Origin of the sequence: Martinezella dioscoreae, assembly GCF_009176305.1 — a bacterium.
GTDB lineage: Bacteria > Pseudomonadota > Alphaproteobacteria > Rhizobiales > Rhizobiaceae > Rhizobium > Rhizobium dioscoreae.
Genome location: NZ_BLAJ01000003.1, coordinates 478994 through 497160, shown reverse-complemented (window position 1 = coordinate 497160; position 18167 = coordinate 478994). Strand labels below are relative to the sequence as shown.

The window sequence follows — 18167 nt, the reverse complement described above, 5'->3', positions numbered from 1 at the left end:
GGCTGATTTATTCTCTGGGCGCGGCGGCGCGGCGCAGCCGGTCGTTGATGGCCTCGCCGAGGCCCTCGTCGGGAATATGCGAGAAAGCAATCGTTGTCGCGCCGGTGGCATCGGCGCGCTTCATGAAATCGAAAAGGTTTGCGGCAGCTTCCGAAAGATCGCCGCTGGCGCTCAGATCCAGTACGGCAATAGCCTTTTCGATGCCGGGAATATCTGGTGTTCCAAAGCGGATCAGCGCTTCGTTCGCGGAAACCTCAGTCGCGTCGAGCCGCACGGCAGCGCCCGGTGCATAATGCGAAGCGAGCATGCCGGGCGCCTCGATGGCAGCTGAAGCCTTCTTCTTGCGCTTCAGCGCCTTGCCGGCCACTCGTTCGATCTCGCTTGCCGCCAGCCCGCCGGGCCGCAGCAGACGCATCTCGCCATCCTCGACCTTGACGATGGTCGATTCCACGCCGACGACTGAGGCGCCGGCATCGAGGATGAGCGTGATCCGCTCCCCGAGGTCTTCACTCACATGATCGGCGCTTGTGGCGCTGATCTTGCCCGAAGTATTGGCGCTCGGCGCGGCAAGCGGACGGCCGAAGGCGCGGATCAGATCGCCGGCAAAGCCTTGCGGCACGCGGATGCCGACCGTGTCGAGCCCGGCAGTCGCCAGCGGATGGATGCCGCTGTCGGGTCTCAGCGGTAGCACCAGCGTCAGCGGGCCGGGCCAGAAAGCTTCCGCCAATTTACGGGAGGTAGGATCGAAGACCGCATAGCGTTCGGCCATGGCGAGATCGCTCATATGGCAGATCAGTGGATTGAAGCGCGGACGGCCCTTCGTCTCATAGATCCGGGTAATGGCGGCTGGATTGGTAGCATCGGCGGCAAGACCATAGACCGTCTCCGTCGGCAGCCCGATCGGCAGACCCTCTGCGAGAGTCGCTGTCGCGACTTCGATCGCCGTTTGCGGATGTTCGAGAATGTCTATGTGTCGTGCCATGGCCTGCCTGCTTGCAGTTCAGGCCGTTTCTTATGCTCTTCGAGTTTTCGGATCAATCGTCAAAGCTGGCGAATAATGTCGCGAAGCTGCTCGTTGCGGGCGCCGAGCAAGAGAACATTGCGGATGGCGATCTGCGGATCGTGGGTGTGGAACAGGACGCCATTGCCTCTGACGTCACGATTGATCGTCAGCTTCTTGTCTTCCGTGTCCTTGTCCGGGTGGATGGCGACGGCGAAATACATCCGCGAATATTTGAGGCTGATGTCTTCGAAGAAGTTCTCTTCCTGGCCGATGCGGGCAAAGAAATTGGCAATATAGAAAGCCCAGTTCACGTCCTCGTAATGCGCGAACTGCGTCCGCGCCGCGGTGACGTGGCAGTAGCCGAGATGCGGCGTGTCCTTCAGCGTGTGGTGAAAGATGAGCTTCGGAAAGCGGATGGACTTGTGGAAGCTGTTGAGCCGGTCATGGGTCTTTTCGCCGGCATCCCTGAGCTTCTGTGCCGTGCGCACAGCCACCTGCTCATGGGTAAGATATTCCCGCTCTTCCGCCAGCCAATGTGGTCTGTTGCGGTTGATGCGGCCGGTGCGCAGGAATTCGCTGTAGCCCGTCGTCGATACCGGTGGCGCCGGTTCGGGCTCGGCGGGCTTCCCAGCGTCGAAATATCTGAGTTTGGCCATGCCGGATCTCGCTATAAAACTCTTTGGGGAACATGATGGATTACGGAGCTTGAGCCGAGCTTGATCGCGCCTGAGCCAAGACTACCGCTACCGACTCTGCAGGCGCTCTCCGCCGCCCACTTATTCTCCTGATTAGCGGCCGCTCGCGGGCTTGTCGCAATCAGAATAAAGCGTCATTAGCAGAATGCAAATGCGATGCTCAGGCCAGCTTTCGCGCGGGCGACTAAATGATTGAATCACCTTCCAATATCTTCATGATATGCAACCGTCCCGGCGCCCCGTTTCGCCTGTCGTCAATTTCGGAGCCGATGTCGCATTGCAGCGCAGCGGCTGGCGGAGCCGGGAGCTATGATGCCATCAATCTCAAGGTGCCGTCCGCTAGGGAGACGGAGAATTGGGAAGCCGGTCAAAATCCGGCGCTGCCCCCGCAACGGTGGTGGAGTGAGGCATGGCGGATAAAGCCACTGGGTCGATCGACCTGGGAAGGTGCCATGGGGCTCTGGAAACAGGGCCGCTCCAGAGCCCGGAAACCAGCCTTGGGCACATAGGTTTACTGACCGCGGCGGGTGGTCGGGACATTGCTTTTGGCCGCTCCCAATCGGCCGTGCATGTCCTTTGCCCGCCTCCTGGTACTGCTAAGGATAGGCAAATGGACATCGGCAGCAAAGTTCTGCGGCAACTGAAGAACCACCGGACGGGTTTCAGCCTGGAGCAACCCTTCTACACCGATCAGGATTACTTCAAGCTCGACATGGAGACGATCTACTATCGCGATTGGCTCTTCATCGGCCACGATTGCGAAGTGCCGCGTGCGGGCAACTATTTCACTGTCCAGATCGGCGATTATCCCGTCGTCATCGTCCGCGGCCGCGATCAGGTCATCCGCGCTTTCCACAATAGCTGTCGCCATCGCGGCTCACGCGTCTGCACGACGGAGCGCGGCTCCTCGGCAAAGCTCGTCTGCCCCTATCATCAGTGGACCTACGAACTTGACGGCTCGCTGCTCTTTGCCCGCCAGATGGCGGAGGATTTCGATAAGAGCCAGTATTCGCTGAAGCCGGTTCACTGCGAAAGCGTCGGCGGTTATATCTTCATCTGCCTCGCGCAGAACGCTCCCGATTTCGCCCCGGTTCGTGCGACGATCGAGCCCTACATGGCGCCGCATCGCATCAGCGAAGCCAAGGTCGCCTTCCAGAGCACCATTATCGAAAAGGGCAACTGGAAACTCGTCTGGGAAAACAACCGCGAATGCTACCATTGCGCGGCTAATCACCCCGAACTTTGCCGCACCTTCCCGGAAGCTCCGACCGTCACCGGCGTGCAGGGCGCGATGAATGACCCCGTTATCGCTGAACACTGGCAGCGCTGCGAAGCTGCCGGCCTGCCGAGCGAGTTCAAGATCTCGCCGGATGGACAGTTCCGCGCCGCCCGCATGCCGCTGATCGAAGGGGCCGAGAGCTACACCATGTCCGGCCAGAATGCCGTCAGGCGGCCGCTTTCATCTGACGTGACGATCAACGGCATCGGCACCATGCTGCTGTTCCACTACCCGACGACGTGGAACCACATGCTCGGCGACCACGCGATTTCCTTCCGTGTCCTGCCGATCAGCGCCGAGGAAACCGCCGTCACCACGAAGTGGCTCGTCCATAAGGATGCCGTCGAAGGTGTCGACTACAATCTGGAAGAGCTGACCCACGTCTGGACCGAAACCAACGACCAGGACCGTCGCATCGTCGAGGAAAACGCCTTCGGCATCCGCTCGCCGGCCTATGAGCCCGGTCCCTATTCGGAGGTCCATGAAGGGGGAGTCATGCAGTTCGTCGAATGGTACACGACGTTCATGATCAACCGGCTGCAGGGCGACCAGGCCAAGCTGTCTGCGGTTGCCTGAGTATGAACATGACCGTCTCCTACCCGCATCGACACCTCGACCAGATGCAGCCCTGGAATGACAGGCAGCATGTGCTCGAATGCCTTTCGGCAACGCCCGAAGCGCCCGACGTGATGACCTTCACGTTCCGCTCCGACAAGGACAACTGGTTCCGCTATCTGCCGGGACAGTTCGTGACGCTGGAGCTGCCGACGGCTCCGGAGCCGGTCATGCGCACCTATACGCTGTCGTCGACGCCGTCGCGGCCCTTCTCGGTCGCCGTGACGGTGAAAGCGCAGAAGGATAGCATCGGCACGCGCTGGATGTTCGAGAACCTGAAGCCCGGCATGCGCATCAAGGCTTTCGGCCCGCTCGGCGATTTCAGCCATATCCGCCATCCCGGCGAGAAATATCTCTTCGTCTCGGCCGGCTCCGGGATCACGCCGATGATGGCGATGACGCGGTATATGTCCGATATCGCACCACTGTCTGACATTACCTTTGTCAACTGTTCGCGCAGCCCGACGGATATCATCTTCCGTTCCGAGCTCGAATATCTCGCCCGCTTCATGCCGAACCTCAACCTCGGCTTCATCGTCGAGGGTTGCGGCCGCACCGATCTCTGGTCGGGTTTGAAGGGCCGCATCGACAAGGCGAAGATCGGTCTGCTGGCGCCGGATTTCATGGACCGGACGATCTTCTGCTGCGGCCCGGAAGTCTTCATGGACGCCGTGCGCTCCATGCTCGAAGCCCATGGCTTCGACATGTCGCGCTACCATCAGGAAAGCTTCCAGCCGGCCAATGCGGCGACACCGCTCGCAGAGGTTTCCGATGATGCATCGGGCGAGGCCGCAACCACGATCCGTTTCACCATGGCCGGCAAGGATGTCGTCTGCGCAGCGGGCCAGACCGTGCTTCAGGCGGCCCGTGGCGCCGGCGTGCGCATCGGCGCGGCCTGCGAATCCGGTCTTTGCGGCACATGCCGGGTCATGAAGCTCTCCGGCGAAGTCGAGATGAGCCACAATGGCGGCATCCTCGATGACGAAATCGACGAGGGCTACATCCTCGCCTGCTGTTCGCGCCCGAAGACGGATGTGCAGATCGAGGCGTAGAACATTTCCAGGTACGCAGCGGTTTTCCGTCCGGAATGCGTAAACAAACAAGAAGATAGAGCGTTTTCGCGATTCGAGGAAAAGCGAAGATACTCTAGAAATCCTGGTAATTCAGCTCGTTGATCTCGACCGGCTTCGATTGCGGGGTCGAGGCAGTGACGACTGGGTCGACGTCGGCCATGAGCGAAACGAGCGTCTGCCGCGGCCCGCTGCACATCTGTGCGAGCGCGATCGTCACGTCCGGCGCGGGCAGGGGTTTGGCCGGCAGGAGATCACCTTGCGGCCAGATCTTGGCAAGCTGAATCTTCGTCATCGGCACGACATTGACGTCGATATCGGTGAGCGTGCCCGGCACGCGATAGGGGCAGCTTTTCTCCGAGCAATTGTCTGAAGAAGCGAACTGCCAGATGGCATAATTGTCCCAGTTGCCGAGTGGAAAAGTGCCTTTGACATCAGGCTTGTAGCGCGCATACCACAAGGGCAGCCGCGACAGCAGCGGATAGGTGCCGCGATGGTCGGCTATGTATCGCGCCGTGTTGTGATTGACGTAGAGAATGGGGTAGCGCCCGGTTCTGACCTTGATGTGGGCGACGTAGATCTGCGCGTCATCCAGCGACATGAACTGCGTCGTGTCCATGCCGTCGATATCGAGCACCATCAGTTCATCGGGCTGAGGATTGGCGTAGTCGAGAAAATGATTGGCTTGATCGATCGGATTGCCCGGGCGCCCCAGATGATAGGCGCCCCATAACAGGCCATTCGTCTTTGCCAGCATGCGGCGGGTTTGAAACAGTTCGCGGCTAACTGCGTATTTGCGCCACATCGTCCTGCAATGGGCCACCGTATCGCCGCCATGGTCGCCTGTGCAACTGAAGCTTTCAGGAAGTCCGTCGGACGCCTTGGAGATGAAGCCGGCTATCCGTTTGTCCTGCAGAAACGCGGTCCAGTCGATGGTGTTCAGCTCGTAAGCATCGACAATCAGGGCGTTTTTCGGATCGCCCCAGGGCTGGCTTTCGCCGGCCGAAGGCTTTGAGACCGGCCCCATCAGGGCCAGGATCGTCAGCAAGCTGTAAATGAGGAGGTTACTCTTTCGGTATCCTTTCATGAAATAATAGTAAGGATTGCTGGTTAATCTTGGGTTAAGAAAGCAATCACTATAAGTTCATCGTGGAGCCCCTCGTAACTCCTTAAATCGGTAGGGATTTGAGGAACTAAATAACGCGCTGCCGCGTTTCTTGCCGTCTATTCGGATATGCGACGAAGCAGGCGGCGAAACCTTGCTCGGGAAGCATTCCCGACATGAAACGCTACAGGCTTGAGTATCAAGTCGAACCAGGGAATGGAGATGAAAATGCTTGGTTTCCGTGCAAAAATCGCGACAGTCGCCTTAACGGCTGCCGTCGCCATGACGAGCTTCACACCGTCTTTTGCCATGCAGATGCCGGCCGCACCGATCGTAAAACAGTCCGCACCCACCCAGGCCGCGCCTGGTAATGTCGAACAGGTGCAGTGGCGCCATGGTGGCTACTACCGCCGCGGCTGGTATGGCGGCTATCGTGGTTATCGAGGGTATCGTCATGGCTATCGCTATCATGACGGCTATTGGTTCCCGCTGGCTGCCTTCGGCGCAGGCGCGCTGATCGGCGGCGCGATCGCCAGCCAACCGCGTTACTATGAGCCGGCTCCGGCTCCGTCCGCGGGCATCAACCCGCGCCATGTCGCCTGGTGCGAGTCGCGCTACCGCTCCTATCGCGCTTACGACAATACCTTCCAGCCGAATTCCGGCCCGCGCCGTCAGTGCTATTCGCCGTATTTCTAAGCGGCAATTTCAGAACGACAAATGCAAGCCGTCCGGTTTTTCGCCGGACGGCTTTTTCATGCTTTGACGTCAGAGAATATTGACCCGCTTGAGTAGCCACCATGCCAGCAGCATGGAGGCGATGATGAAGCCAACCGCGTATCCGGTGCCACTTGCACCGCTTGCCAGCGGCAACCCTGATGTGTTCATGCCGAAGAATCCGGTCACCAGCGTCGGCGGCAGCAGAAACGCGGTCATGATCGACAGGATGTAGAGATGCCGATTGATCTCGGAGGCAAGCTTCGAATCGATCTCTTCGTGCAGCAGCCTTGCCCGTTCCTGCAGTGCATAGACGTCGTGCTCGACCGCTTCGAGGCGTCCCGTCAGCCGGCCGGCGACATCCTCGAAGCCGAGCGGCATTTCCTCGTCGTCGGAGGCAGCGGCGTGGCGCATCAACGAGAGAACGGTCCGCAGATGGCGATGCAGGCGCACGATCGTCCTGCGGATGGGCGGCAGCTTGGCACGCTCGTCGCGCGACGTATTGCCGTGGACGAAATCCTCAATGCCATTCAGCTCTTCGCTGATTTCGATGACGACGGAGATCAGGGTTCGTTGGAACTCGACGACGATCAGCTCGAAAATATCAACGGGATTGGAAAATCGTGCGGCGTTTTTTTCGATCAGCACCCGGGTCCTGTCCAGGCTGCGCAGCGGCTGCAGCCGGGTTGTTATCAGCAGGCGATCGGTCAGTGCGAAATGCAGCCAGCCGATGTCGTGGGTGTTGTGGGCAAAGTCGCGCTGGAAGTCGACCAATGTGCCGAAAAGCATCTGTTCGTCGACCGTAATCGTTGCATGTGTCTCATGCGTGGTCAGCGCTATGCGGGCGGCTTCGTTCAGCCCCGGCGCATCCTCGAGGAAGGCCGGCACCCGGGCATCCACGAGATTGAGATGCAGCCAGAGAAAGCCGTCGTCGCCGAACAGCCTCGAACGATCGGTATCGTCAGGTAGGCGCTCCGGCTTGGTTTCGCCGGGACGGAGACGGTATGCCCAGATAAAGCCTGGTATGGTGTTGGCTGACGTGAGCGTGTTCATGGGGGCATCATTCGCATTGTCTGAACAGTTGCCTTAGTCTTCGTTCATGACGATTGTTTATGCAAGTCGCTGCTTTGGCGGAATAATCGCGGATATAGGCGGCGATGTCACGGCCGCTCGGCACGCGTAAGACGCATGTCACGTTCGGGTTCGCGAGACGATGGAAATCGATGCTTCCTGCAATTTGAGAAAATTGACGTTTACGTAAAAATAAACTAGCTATAACCACAAATGGCCGATGGTCCGGATGAGGCGGGCCATCGCTAGCATCGATCCGGAGGAAATCATCATGTACAAGGCGCCTGTCGAAGAAATCGCGTTCACCCTGAAACATGTCGTTGGCATGGAGCGCGCCATGGAAGAGGGCGTTCTCGGCGATCTCAGCACCGATCTTGTCGATGCCATCCTGTCGGAAGCCGGGCGTTTCGCCGGCGAAGAGGTGGAGCCGCTTGCCGAGAATGGCGATAAGCAAGGCGCAAGGCTGGCGGATGGCAAGGTGGTTCTTCCCGATGGCTGGGAGAAGCTCTACCGCGACTGGATCGCTGGCGGTTGGAATGGCCTGACCGCGCCCGAGGAGTTCGGTGGGCAGGGTCTGCCGCACATGCTGAACATCGCGACGCTGGAAATGTGGAATTCCGCCTCGATGGCCTTCGGCCTCGCGCCGACGCTGACCATGGGAGCGGTCGAAGCGCTGCGGGCTCACGGCAGCGAAGACCTCAAGAAGACATATCTGGCAAAGCTCGTCTCGGGCGAGTGGACGGGGACCATGAACCTGACGGAGCCGCATGCGGGTTCCGATGTCGGCGCTCTGCGCTCCCGCGCCGAACGCCGCGATGACGGCACCTATCGCATCTTCGGCCAGAAGATTTTCATCACCTGGGGCGATCACGAAGCGACCGAGAACATCATCCATCTCGTTCTCGCCCGCCTTCCGGATGCGCCGGCCGGCACGCGCGGCATTTCGCTGTTTCTCGTGCCGAAATTCCTTGTGAATGAGGATGGTTCGCTCGGCGCCCGCAACGATCTTTTCGTGCATTCGCTGGAACATAAGCTCGGCATCCATGGTTCACCGACCTGCACGATGATCTATGGCGATGGCAAATATGGTGCGGAAAAGGGCGCCGTCGGCTGGCTGGTGGGCGAGGAGAACAAGGGCCTCGCCTGCATGTTCACGATGATGAACAATGCCAGATTGGCTGTCGGCATTCAGGGCGTGGCGATTGCGGAAGCGGCAACCCAGAAGGCCATCGCCTATAGCCGGGAGCGCACCCAGGGCCGCGCGCCGGGCACGGCCGTATCAGGCATGAGCCCCATCATCGAGCATCCCGATGTCGCGCGTATGCTGCTGACGATGAAAGCCCTGACTCAAGGGGGGCGCGCGATCTGCTACGCCTGTGCACAGGCGATCGACATGTCGCATCGCGATCCCGAGAGGGCGAAATATTGGCAGGAGCGTGCAGCATTGCTGACGCCGATCGCCAAATCCTTTTCCACCGATGCCGGCGTCGATGCCGCATCGCTTGGCATACAGGTTCATGGCGGCATGGGCTTCATCGAGGAGACGGGGGCAGCACGCCTGCTGCGCGATGTGCGCATCGCACCGATCTACGAGGGCACCAACGGCATCCAGGCGATCGATCTGGTGACGCGCAAGCTGACAATCGGCAATGGCGATCATGTGCGCGGCGTCATTGCCGAACTGCGTGAGATTGCCGATAGTGTCGCGAAATCCAATCTCGAAGGCTTCGGTGAAACGGCGCCGCGGCTGCAGGCAGCCATTGCCGATCTCGAAAAGACGAGCGAATGGCTCCTGTCGAAACAGGCAGAAGGCGCCGTTGCCGAAGCTCTGGCGGGCGCCACGCCTTACCAGCGGCTTTTCGGCCTGGTGCTGACCGGCTCGTATCTTGCCAAGGGTGGCCTTGCCGATGCAGGCGACGGCGAAGGCATCAAGCGCATCGCACTCTGCCGGTTCGCTGCCGAAAATCTTCTGGCCGAGACCGCCGCTCTCTCTGATCGGGTCATCGCCGGCGCATCCAGCCTCGAAGCCGCCCGCGCCGCACTAGCCTGAGGAAAAGCCATGACCGACCACATCCTGATCGAACGCCCCGAGACTGCGCCGCAGGTCCAGATCATCCGCTTCAACCGGCCGGAAAAGAAGAATGCCATCACGCGCGCCATGTATCAGGCCATGACCGATGCGCTCAAGGCAGCGGAAGCTGCGCCGGACATCCGCGTCCACGTCTTTCTTGGCACGGAAGGCTGTTTTTCCGCCGGCAACGATCTGGCGGATTTCCTTGCCTTCGCCATGAGCGGCAATATGGGGCGCGAAGTCATTGATTTTCTCGTTGCACTGGCGAGCACAAAGAAGCCCGTCGTCTCTGGTGTCGATGGTCTGGCGATTGGTATTGGCACCACGATCCATCTGCATTGCGATTTAACAATTGCTTCGGATCGCAGCCTGTTCAAGACACCCTTCGTCGATCTTGCGCTGGTTCCGGAAGCGGCTTCAAGCCTGCTTGCTCCGCGCGTGATGGGACATCAGCGTGCTTTCGCCTTGCTTGCTCTCGGCGAAGGATTCTCCGCTTCCGAAGCGAAGGAGGCGGGCCTGATCTGGAAGATGGCGTCACCGGAAACGGTGGAGACCGAAACGCTGTCGCTGGCTGCAAAACTCGCCGCCAAGCCGCCCGAGGCTCTGCGGATTGCGCGTGACTTGATGCGAGGCCCAACCGATGCCGTCCTCGACCGCATCCAGGATGAAGCCGAACATTTCGCCGCCCAGCTGAAAAGCGCCGAGGCCCGCGCGGCTTTCGAAGCCTTCATGAAGCGGTGAAGCTCACCCGCCCTCGCAGGGCTATCGCATATGAGCGGAGATCGCCGCTGTCCCCCTTCTCCCCAGCGGGGAGAAGGTGCCGCCAGGCGGATGAGGGGGTGCCCGCCAAGACCACAAAAATCCATGAATTCAAATCGATAACCCCCTCATCCGACCCTTCGGGCCACCTTCTCCCCAAGGGGAGAAGGAGTTTATGGTGCTCATCCGCCTCCATATGCGATAGCCCTGCCCGCCCTCGTGCTTCGAGACGGCCCTTCGGGCCTCCTCAGCATGAAGGCTAATCTCTGGCGCATCTCGATCGTGAGCGACTCCGCCCTCATGGTGAGGTGCGAAGCCCAGAGGGCGTAGCCTCGAACCACGAGGGCCGACCACCAAACTTCTGGCGAAGAGAGCTACTTCTCCAGCGCCGCAACGACTTCGACATGCGAGGTCCACAGGAACTGGTCGATCGGCGTCACCCGCGTAATGCGGTAGCCGCCCTCGACCAGGATAGCGAGATCGCGGGCGAGGGTCAGCGGATTGCAGGAGACGGCAACGATCTTCTTGACCTGGGAGCGCGCCAGTTCCTTGCTCTGGAATTCCGCGCCGGCGCGCGGCGGGTCGAAGACAACGGCATCGTAGACCTTCAATTCCTGCGCCATCAAGGGCCGGCGGAAAAGATCGCGGCGTTCCACGATGACTGGCTTCAGTCCCTGCGTGTTGCGGGCGGCATGATCCAAAGCGGCAAGCGGCTTGGCCTCACCTTCGACCGCATGCACCCGCCCGATCCGCGCCAGGCGAAGCGAGAATGTGCCGCTGCCGGCGAAGAGATCGGCGATACGCTTGGCCTTGCCGACGTGGATTGCAACCAGCTCCGCCATGGCGTCCTCGGCCTGCTTGGTCGCCTGTGTGAAGGCACCGGGCGGCGGCGCAACCTGAACGCCGCCGAAATCGATCATCGGCTTTACCGGCTCCACTAGGATCTCGCCGTTTAGCGAGACGCGGGCGATGCCGCGAAGCGACAGCACCGTTTCGATCGTGCTACGGCGCTGCTTGTCCGAAAGAGACTTGATGCCGTCGACGGCAAGGTCGAGGCCCGTCTGCGTCTCCAATACGGAGATGCGGAAGGCTTCGGCATTGATGGCGATTGCCGCTGCAATCGTCTTGATGGCGGGCAGCCTGGCCATGATGCCGGCCGAGGCGATGGGACATTCCTCTATGGCGACGATGTGGTGGCTTTCGGCCTGATTGAAGCCGATCAGCATATCCTTTTCAGTCTTGCGCGCGGCGAAGACGACCCTGCGGCGCTCGCCCGGATGCGCGGCGACGATATCGTCCACTTCGGGCGTGAGGCCCTTGGAGCGCAGGGCATCGACCACGAGCTGACGCTTGAAGGCGCGATAGGGCGCATCGGCATAATGTTGCAGGGTGCAGCCGCCGCAGGCGCCGTTGACGCCATGTGGGCCGAAATGCCGACAGTGCGGCTCCTGGCGATCCGGTGAGGCCGTCGTAATCGACATCAACGTGCCTTGGCTTTTCACCCGCGCGATGGCGACGTTTTCGCCCGGTAGGGTGAAGGGCACGTAGATCGGGCCATCGGTGCCCTGCGCGATGCCGTCGCCCTGGGCGCCGAGCTTTTGAATGGTAATGGTTTCGGTGCTCATGGCTTGATCCCTGCGAGAAGAAATTCCTGATTGCCGTCGCCGCCAGCGATCGGCGAGGCGATGAGGCCGAGGCTTTGCCAACCCATGTCTTCGGTGAACCAGCGCTCGAGTTCGGCGGCCACAGCCGGAGCGGAGGAGGGGTCCTTCAAAAGCCCGGCCTTGCCGATCGCATCGCGGCCCGCCTCGAATTGCGGCTTGACCAGCAGCGCCGCCCGCGCGCCGGGTTCGGCGAGCGCGAGCACCGGCGCGAGAGCTAGCTTCAGCGAAATGAAGGAGACATCGGAAACGACGAAGGTGAAAGGTTCGCCGATATCTTCTGCCGTCAGGTTGCGCGCGTTGAGCCCCTCGATATTGGTGACGCGTGGATCGTCCGCTATGCGCGGATGCATCTGGTCGTGGCCGACATCGATTGCCGTGACATGGGTAGCGCCGCGCTGAAGCAGCACTTCGGTAAAGCCGCCTGTCGATGCGCCGACATCGAGACAATGTTGTCCCTTCGGATCGAGGCCGAAATGGTCGAGTGCCGCCACCAGCTTCAACGCGGCGCGGGAAACATAATCCTGCGCCGGATCGTCGATGCTGATCTTGGCATTTTCGGAAAAAAGTGCCCCCGGCTTCGTCACGATCTTGCCGTTCACGGTGACCGTGCCGCGTTGGATCGCATCGCGAGCGCGCGAGCGGCTGGCGAAGAGCGAAAGGATGACAAGAAGCTGATCGAGGCGTTGCGGTTCGGACATGGGCTGTCCATGCCGGGCAATGCATTATGTTGCAAGCCTTTTATGCTGTAATCGGCGTTGACGTCGGATAGCGGCCAGCCATAATCGCCGCGATCAATGGGCGAGGGGCATCATGTGGAAGATTGGTGGCTATGCTGCGCTGATGGCGATGTCAGCGGCTCCGGCTATGGCGAACGACACGATGGCCGAGCTGAAGACGGGCGGTCTCGCCTATGTCCGCACCGGCGATATCAGCATGGATCAGGAAAAGTTGTTCATTTCGCCAGAACAGGTCCGTGTCGATTACGTCTTTGAAAACATGTCCGATAAGGACGTCGAAAGCGTCGTCGCCTTTCCGATGCCCGATATCAAGGGCGACATCGACAGCATGGTTGATGCCGGAAATGTCGATTCCGACAATTTCCTCGGCTTCACCGTCACACAGGGCGGCAAGGCCATCACGCCGATCCTGCAGCAGCGCGTATCGGTTGCCGGAGTCGACATGACCGACGAACTGAAGGCTCACGGCGTGCCGCTGCTGCCGCTCAGCAAGGCGGCGACGGATGCTGTCGCTAAATTGCCCGTCGATGTGCTCGAGGATTGGACAGCCCGCGGACTGATCGCCGATGATGAATACGACGCCGACGGCCAGGGCATGAAACATCATCCGACGCCGATGTGGACGCTGCACACGACCTATTGGTGGCGCACCAAGTTTCCGGCCAAGGCCAGGATCGCCGTGGAGCATCGCTACAAGCCGAGCGTCGGCGGAACCGTCGCCATCACCTTTGCCGGCGACGAAGATTACCAGAAGCAGCAGCTGCAGAACTATCGCGCCAAATATTGCCTCGATGAGGCCTTTCTGAAGACGGCCGTCAAGCTTGCCGCAGCGGCCGACAAGGGTGGTCGCGGCTATACCGAAAGCTGGATCTCCTATGTGCTGACGACAGGTGCCAACTGGTCCGGCCCGATCAAGCATTTCGAGCTGACAGTCGATAAGGGCAGTCCCGAGAACTACATCAGCTTTTGCGGTACGAATGTGAAGAAGATCGGCGCGACGACGTTCCAGATGACAGCGCAGGATTTTTACCCGGAGCACGATCTGGAAATCCTGATCCTGGCCGCGGCGGCGGTGAACTAGCGCTAAGCTGAGCAGTCCGCGCAAATTAAATAAATTTAAAGCCGAAACCTCTACTCATGCCGAGGATTGCGGTGATCCGCTTCCAGATCACCGCCTGCCATGAAGGCTTCACGCGTCTGCGTCCCAATCATGCCCTCCCTGAATTCTTCGAGCATCGGCCGTACTCCCTCCCAATGACGGCCGGACGATGCTCGCTAGGACCGGCGCTCAGGAGGCGCTCGCTCATGTTTGCGAAAAAACTCTCTTTGAATGGCAAGCTTGCCATTACATTTACGGCCCTGATCGCCATTTTTGCTTGTGTTTCCGCTTTCGTCTATGCAAAGCAGGACGTCTCGGCCGGAGCCGCCGACGAGCAGGCAAAATCGCAGCAGCTCGTCAGCCTGATCGACGACTCCCTGCAGTCGATGCTGGAACAGGCTGTCAATCTGCGCGGTTTTCTGCTTCTGCGCAGCGAAAGCACCTACGGCGATATCTTCAACAATCGCGAGCGGATGCTGAAGAGCATCGCAGCCGCCAAGGAGGCGGCCGCCGATTCTCCGGATCTGCTGCAGGCGATCGACAACATGCAGAAAGCTGCTGATCTCTATTTCCATCAGCTCGCGGAGCCACAGGCCAAGGCGCGCAAGGAAACCGAGATGCCGCTCGATCAGATCGTCAAGATCGGCCAGAACGAAACCAAGGGTCAGCTTGACGGCTTCCGTGAAGCTGCCGCCAAGATCAAGCAGGCTGCCCGCTCCAAGGCAAGCAGCCTCGCAGCCATGCAGGATGATGCCAATGGCGATCTTCGCCTGACCCTCATTCTTGGCAGTATCTTCGCCTCGCTAGCCGCCGCTGTGCTTGCCTGGCTGCTCTCGCGCATTATCGTGCGCCCGATCGTCGGCATGACGGCGGCCATGGGCCGTCTGGCAAACGGCGAGCACGATATCGAAGTCCCGGCTGTCGGCCGCGGCGACGAAATCGGCCGTATGGCGGATGCCGTCCTCGTCTTCAAGGAGGCCGGCATCGAGAAGCTGCGTCTTGCCGGCGAGACCGAGCGCATGCGTGACGATGCCGAACGTCAGCGCCTGATGAATGACGAGCAGAAGGCGCGTGAAGAAGGCGAAATCCGCTTCGCCATGGAAGCGCTCGCCGGCGGCCTCTCGGCTCTATCGTCGGGTAATGTCGCAACCCGCCTTCACAACAGCTTTGCACCGCAATTCGACAGCGTTCGCGCTGATTTCAATAATGCAGTCGAGAAGCTGGAGGCCGCCCTGCAGTCTGTCGGCTCCAATGCCCGCGCCATCAATGCAGGTGCTGACGAAATCCGTGCGGCCGCCGATGATCTGGCGCATCGCACCGAGCAGCAGGCTGCCGCTGTCGAGGAGACTGCCGCAGCACTGGAACAGGTCACGACGACCGTTCGTGACTCTGCCAAGCGCGCCGAGGATGTTGGCCATCTCGTCGAACGCGCCCGCCTCGGTGCGGAGCGATCGGGCGAAGTGGTTCGCAAAGCCGTCGCGGCCATGCAGCAGATTGAAAGATCCTCGGGCGAGATCAGCAACATCATCAGCGTCATCGACGACATCGCGTTCCAGACCAATCTTCTGGCGCTGAATGCCGGCGTCGAGGCAGCACGTGCCGGAGATGCCGGCAAGGGCTTTGCCGTCGTCGCCCAGGAAGTGCGCGAGCTTGCACAGCGTTCGGCTAATGCCGCCAAGGAAATCAAGTCGCTCATCACGACATCGAGCGATCAGGTCAATACGGGTGTGTCGCTGGTCGGCGAGACCGGCAAGGCGCTGGAATTGATCGTATCCGAAGTGCAAGAGATCAACCGCCATGTCGGCGCGATCGTGACGGCGACCCGCGAGCAGTCGACCGGCCTGCAGGAGATCAACACGGCCGTCAACAATATGGACCAGGGCACCCAGAAGAATGCCGCGATGGTCGAGGAGCAGACGGCGGCAAGCCATGCGCTCGCCCGCGAAGCAGCTGCACTCAACGAGCTGCTGCAGCAATTCCGTCTCGGCAATTCCGTGCAGGCTGCACCTGCTCGGGTAATGCCCGCCCGGCCCATATCGGCAACGCCGGCACGGCCAGTCGCGGCAACGGCGCATTCGAAGCCGGCCATGTCTCCGGCCCGCGCTCTCGGGCGTACGGTCGCCAAGGCCTTTGCCGGTAAGGCAACGGCTTCCGCCGCCGCACCCCAGGACGATTGGGAAGAATTCTGATTAAGCAACCCTCCCTTTGATGGCAGAGCTATCGCCCGTATGCGATAGCCCAGCCCACAAGGGGAGGTAAAGCTATCCAGCAGCTTCGACGATGCGGCCGTGGCCGAGCGTGCGGAAGACCGTTTGCACGATGCCGGCACGGTCGAGACCGGCCCGGGCATTCATGGCTTCGGGCTTTGCCTGTTCCATCCAGATATCGGGCATGACGAGCGAACGGATTTTCAGGCCGTTGTCCAGCAGGCCCTCATTGGCAAGGAACTGCATGACCTGGCTGCCGAAGCCGCCGACCGAACCTTCCTCGATGGTGATCAGCATCTCGTGATGGGCGGCAAGCTGGCGGATGAGGTCGTGATCGAGCGGCTTGGCGAAGCGCGCGTCCGCAACTGTCGTCGAAAGACCGGCGGCATCGAGATCCTCGGCGGCTGCAAGACTATCGGCGAGACGCGTGCCGAAGGAGAGTAGGGCGACCTTCGTGCCCTGCTTGATGACGCGACCCTTGCCGATTTCGAGGATCTGGCCGCGTTCCGGCAGATCGACGCCGACGCCTTCACCGCGCGGATAGCGGAAGGAGATCGGACCCAGATCATAGGCGGCAGCGGTGCGCACCATGTGCTTCAGCTCCGCCTCGTCTGCCGCGGCCATGACGACGAAGCCCGGCAGAGTCGCGAGGAAAGCGGTGTCGAAGGAGCCAGCATGCGTCGGGCCATCGGCACCGACGAAGCCGGCGCGGTCGATCGGGAAACGGACCGGCAGCCCTTGAATGGCCACATCATGCACCACCTGGTCATAGGCGCGCTGCAGGAAAGTGGAGTAAAGGGCGGCAAAGGGCTTATAACCTTCGGCGGCGAGGCCAGCGGCGAAAGTCACGGCATGCTGCTCGGCGATGCCGACATCGAAACAGCGTTTGGGGAAGAACTCCTGCAGCTTGTCGAGGCCGGTGCCGTTCGGCATGGCGGCGGTGATACCGACGATTTTGTCGTCGAGGGTCGCCTCCTGCACCAAAGCGTCCGCAAAGACGCTTGTGTAGCTCGGCGCATTCGGCTTCACCTTCGTCTGAGCTCCGGTGATGACGTCGAACTTGTTGACGCCGTGATATTTGTCGGCAGCCGCTTCGGCTGGGGGATAGCCCTTGCCCTTCTGCGTCACGACATGGATCAGCACCGGTCCCTGTGCATTGTCGCGCACATTGCGCAGCACGGGCAGCAGATGTTCGAAGGAATGGCCGTCGATCGGACCGATATGGTAGAAGCCCATCTCCTCGAACATGGTGCCGCCGGTTACATAGCCCCGTGCGTGTTCGACTGCCCGCGTGATGGCGCGGTCGACCTTCTTGCCGAGATAAGCGGTCAGTTTCTTTCCAAAATCCCGGAAGCCCATATAGGTGCGGCCGGAGGCGAGGCGGGCGAGATAGGCGCTCATCGCTCCCGTCGGCGGGGCAATCGACATGTCATTGTCGTTGAGAATGACGATCAGCCGGGCATCGAGCGCGCCGGCATTGTTCAGCGCCTCATAAGCCATGCCGGCTGACATGGCACCGTCGCCGATGACGGCGATCACCCGGCGGTCGCTGTTTTCGAGCTCGGCGGCAACAGCCATGCCGAGGCCGGCGGAAATGGAAGTCGAGGAATGCGCTGCGCCGAAAGGATCGTACTCGCTTTCGGCCCGGCGCGTGAAGCCGGAAAGACCGTTTTCCTGGCGCAGCGTGCGAATGCGGTCGCGACGCCCAGTCAGGATCTTGTGCGGATAACACTGATGCCCGACATCGAAGATCAAACGATCGTTCGGCGTATCGAAGACGCTGTGGATGGCAATGGTCAATTCAACGACGCCGAGGCCGGCGCCGAGATGTCCGCCGGTGCGCGATACCGCGTCGATCATCTCGTCGCGGACTTCGCGGGCGAGCTGCGGCAGTTCCCGGTCCTCCAGCTTTCGCAGGTCGGAGGGATATTGGACCCGGTCGAGCAGGGGCGTCTCTGGCATTTGTGTCAAGGCTGATGCCTCTTTCTTGCTATTCTTGGGCGGTTGTCCGCCTTTACGTCAAAACAGATTGCGACAAAAGGCGCCGAATTCAAGGTGCTCCCGAACAAGAAACATGT

General features: G+C 60.6%; 14 protein-coding genes and 1 riboswitch. Of the genes, 7 read left to right on the top strand and 7 right to left on the bottom strand.

What is annotated here, in order from left to right:
* Positions 1–7: 7 nt before the first annotated feature.
* Together GDN47_RS14300 and GDN47_RS14295 are read right to left on the bottom strand one after the other, a co-directional pair.
* Entirely contained in the window at positions 8–982 is a 975-nt protein-coding gene (locus GDN47_RS14300; protein WP_152093621.1) for an L-threonylcarbamoyladenylate synthase, read from the bottom strand.
* Positions 983–1041: 59 nt separating this feature from the next.
* Positions 1042–1659 carry a DUF6656 family protein gene (locus tag GDN47_RS14295; RefSeq protein ID WP_069613716.1) on the bottom strand — a complete coding sequence of 206 codons (618 nt, stop codon included), beginning with the start codon at positions 1657–1659 and terminating at the stop codon, positions 1042–1044.
* Between the two features lie 349 nt (positions 1660–2008).
* Positions 2009–2212, top strand: a riboswitch (cobalamin riboswitch).
* 96 nt (positions 2213–2308) lie between these two features.
* On the opposite strand from GDN47_RS14295, the gene GDN47_RS14290 reads away from it, so the two are divergent.
* Positions 2309–3553 carry an aromatic ring-hydroxylating oxygenase subunit alpha gene (locus tag GDN47_RS14290; RefSeq protein ID WP_152093620.1) on the top strand — a complete coding sequence of 415 codons (1245 nt, stop codon included), beginning with the start codon at positions 2309–2311 and terminating at the stop codon, positions 3551–3553.
* Between the two features lie 2 nt (positions 3554–3555).
* A complete protein-coding gene (locus tag GDN47_RS14285) occupies positions 3556–4644 on the top strand; it encodes an FAD-binding oxidoreductase (protein ID WP_152093619.1) in 1089 nt (362 codons plus the stop codon).
* 94 nt (positions 4645–4738) lie between these two features.
* Here the strand turns inward: GDN47_RS14285 and GDN47_RS14280 are convergent, their stop codons facing one another.
* Positions 4739–5689 (bottom strand): glycoside hydrolase family 25 protein, encoded by a 951-nt coding sequence (locus tag GDN47_RS14280; RefSeq protein ID WP_233789924.1) that lies wholly within the window; start codon positions 5687–5689, stop codon positions 4739–4741.
* A gap of 306 nt (positions 5690–5995) precedes the next feature.
* On the opposite strand from GDN47_RS14280, the gene GDN47_RS14275 reads away from it, so the two are divergent.
* Positions 5996–6463: a BA14K family protein gene (locus GDN47_RS14275; RefSeq protein ID WP_113330485.1), complete on the top strand. Its 468-nt coding sequence runs from the start codon at positions 5996–5998 to the stop codon at positions 6461–6463.
* A gap of 69 nt (positions 6464–6532) precedes the next feature.
* Here the strand turns inward: GDN47_RS14275 and GDN47_RS14270 are convergent, their stop codons facing one another.
* Positions 6533–7534, bottom strand: a complete 1002-nt coding sequence (locus GDN47_RS14270; protein WP_113330486.1) for a transporter — start codon at positions 7532–7534, stop codon at positions 6533–6535.
* Positions 7535–7823: 289 nt separating this feature from the next.
* Here GDN47_RS14270 and GDN47_RS14265 point away from each other — a divergent pair, with 289 nt between their 5' ends.
* Positions 7824–9602, top strand: coding sequence for an acyl-CoA dehydrogenase family protein (locus GDN47_RS14265; protein ID WP_113330489.1), 1779 nt, complete (start codon positions 7824–7826; stop codon positions 9600–9602).
* 9 nt (positions 9603–9611) lie between these two features.
* On the top strand, positions 9612–10364 hold the full coding sequence (locus tag GDN47_RS14260) for a crotonase/enoyl-CoA hydratase family protein (RefSeq protein WP_113330487.1): 753 nt from the start codon (positions 9612–9614) through the stop codon (positions 10362–10364).
* A 392-nt stretch (positions 10365–10756) separates the two neighbouring features.
* On the opposite strand, the gene GDN47_RS14255 is transcribed toward GDN47_RS14260, so the two are convergent.
* Positions 10757–12007, bottom strand: a complete 1251-nt coding sequence (locus GDN47_RS14255; protein WP_152093618.1) for a class I SAM-dependent RNA methyltransferase — start codon at positions 12005–12007, stop codon at positions 10757–10759.
* Positions 12004–12744: a TlyA family RNA methyltransferase gene (locus GDN47_RS14250; protein WP_152093617.1), complete on the bottom strand. Its 741-nt coding sequence runs from the start codon at positions 12742–12744 to the stop codon at positions 12004–12006. Before GDN47_RS14250 ends, GDN47_RS14255 begins: the two co-directional genes overlap by 4 nt.
* Before the next feature lie 112 nt (positions 12745–12856).
* On the opposite strand from GDN47_RS14250, the gene GDN47_RS14245 reads away from it, so the two are divergent.
* Together GDN47_RS14245 and GDN47_RS14240 are read left to right on the top strand one after the other, a co-directional pair.
* Positions 12857–13864, top strand: a complete 1008-nt coding sequence (locus tag GDN47_RS14245; protein ID WP_152093616.1) for a DUF4424 domain-containing protein — start codon at positions 12857–12859, stop codon at positions 13862–13864.
* Positions 13865–14088: 224 nt separating this feature from the next.
* The gene (locus GDN47_RS14240) at positions 14089–16071 is read left to right on the top strand and encodes a methyl-accepting chemotaxis protein (RefSeq protein ID WP_152093615.1); all 1983 of its coding nucleotides are present in this window, start codon (positions 14089–14091) and stop codon (positions 16069–16071) included.
* A 72-nt stretch (positions 16072–16143) separates the two neighbouring features.
* Here the strand turns inward: GDN47_RS14240 and dxs are convergent, their stop codons facing one another.
* Positions 16144–18060, bottom strand: coding sequence for a 1-deoxy-D-xylulose-5-phosphate synthase (dxs, locus tag GDN47_RS14235; RefSeq protein ID WP_113353892.1), 1917 nt, complete (start codon positions 18058–18060; stop codon positions 16144–16146).
* Positions 18061–18167: the final 107 nt, after the last annotated feature.

Bases quoted from the DNA above. Each gene is read 5' to 3' on its own strand.
- GDN47_RS14300 (WP_152093621.1), bottom strand. From the start codon at position 982: ATGGCACGACACATAGACATTCTCGAACATCCGCAAACGGCGATCGAA.
- GDN47_RS14295 (WP_069613716.1), bottom strand. From the start codon at position 1,659: ATGGCCAAACTCAGATATTTCGACGCTGGGAAGCCCGCCGAGCCCGAA.
- GDN47_RS14290 (WP_152093620.1), top strand. From the start codon at position 2,309: ATGGACATCGGCAGCAAAGTTCTGCGGCAACTGAAGAACCACCGGACG.
- GDN47_RS14285 (WP_152093619.1), top strand. From the start codon at position 3,556: ATGAACATGACCGTCTCCTACCCGCATCGACACCTCGACCAGATGCAG.
- GDN47_RS14280 (WP_233789924.1), bottom strand. From the start codon at position 5,689: ATGGGGCCGGTCTCAAAGCCTTCGGCCGGCGAAAGCCAGCCCTGGGGC.
- GDN47_RS14275 (WP_113330485.1), top strand. From the start codon at position 5,996: ATGCTTGGTTTCCGTGCAAAAATCGCGACAGTCGCCTTAACGGCTGCC.
- GDN47_RS14270 (WP_113330486.1), bottom strand. From the start codon at position 7,534: ATGAACACGCTCACGTCAGCCAACACCATACCAGGCTTTATCTGGGCA.
- GDN47_RS14265 (WP_113330489.1), top strand. From the start codon at position 7,824: ATGTACAAGGCGCCTGTCGAAGAAATCGCGTTCACCCTGAAACATGTC.
- GDN47_RS14260 (WP_113330487.1), top strand. From the start codon at position 9,612: ATGACCGACCACATCCTGATCGAACGCCCCGAGACTGCGCCGCAGGTC.
- GDN47_RS14255 (WP_152093618.1), bottom strand. From the start codon at position 12,007: ATGAGCACCGAAACCATTACCATTCAAAAGCTCGGCGCCCAGGGCGAC.
- GDN47_RS14250 (WP_152093617.1), bottom strand. From the start codon at position 12,744: ATGTCCGAACCGCAACGCCTCGATCAGCTTCTTGTCATCCTTTCGCTC.
- GDN47_RS14245 (WP_152093616.1), top strand. From the start codon at position 12,857: ATGTGGAAGATTGGTGGCTATGCTGCGCTGATGGCGATGTCAGCGGCT.
- GDN47_RS14240 (WP_152093615.1), top strand. From the start codon at position 14,089: ATGTTTGCGAAAAAACTCTCTTTGAATGGCAAGCTTGCCATTACATTT.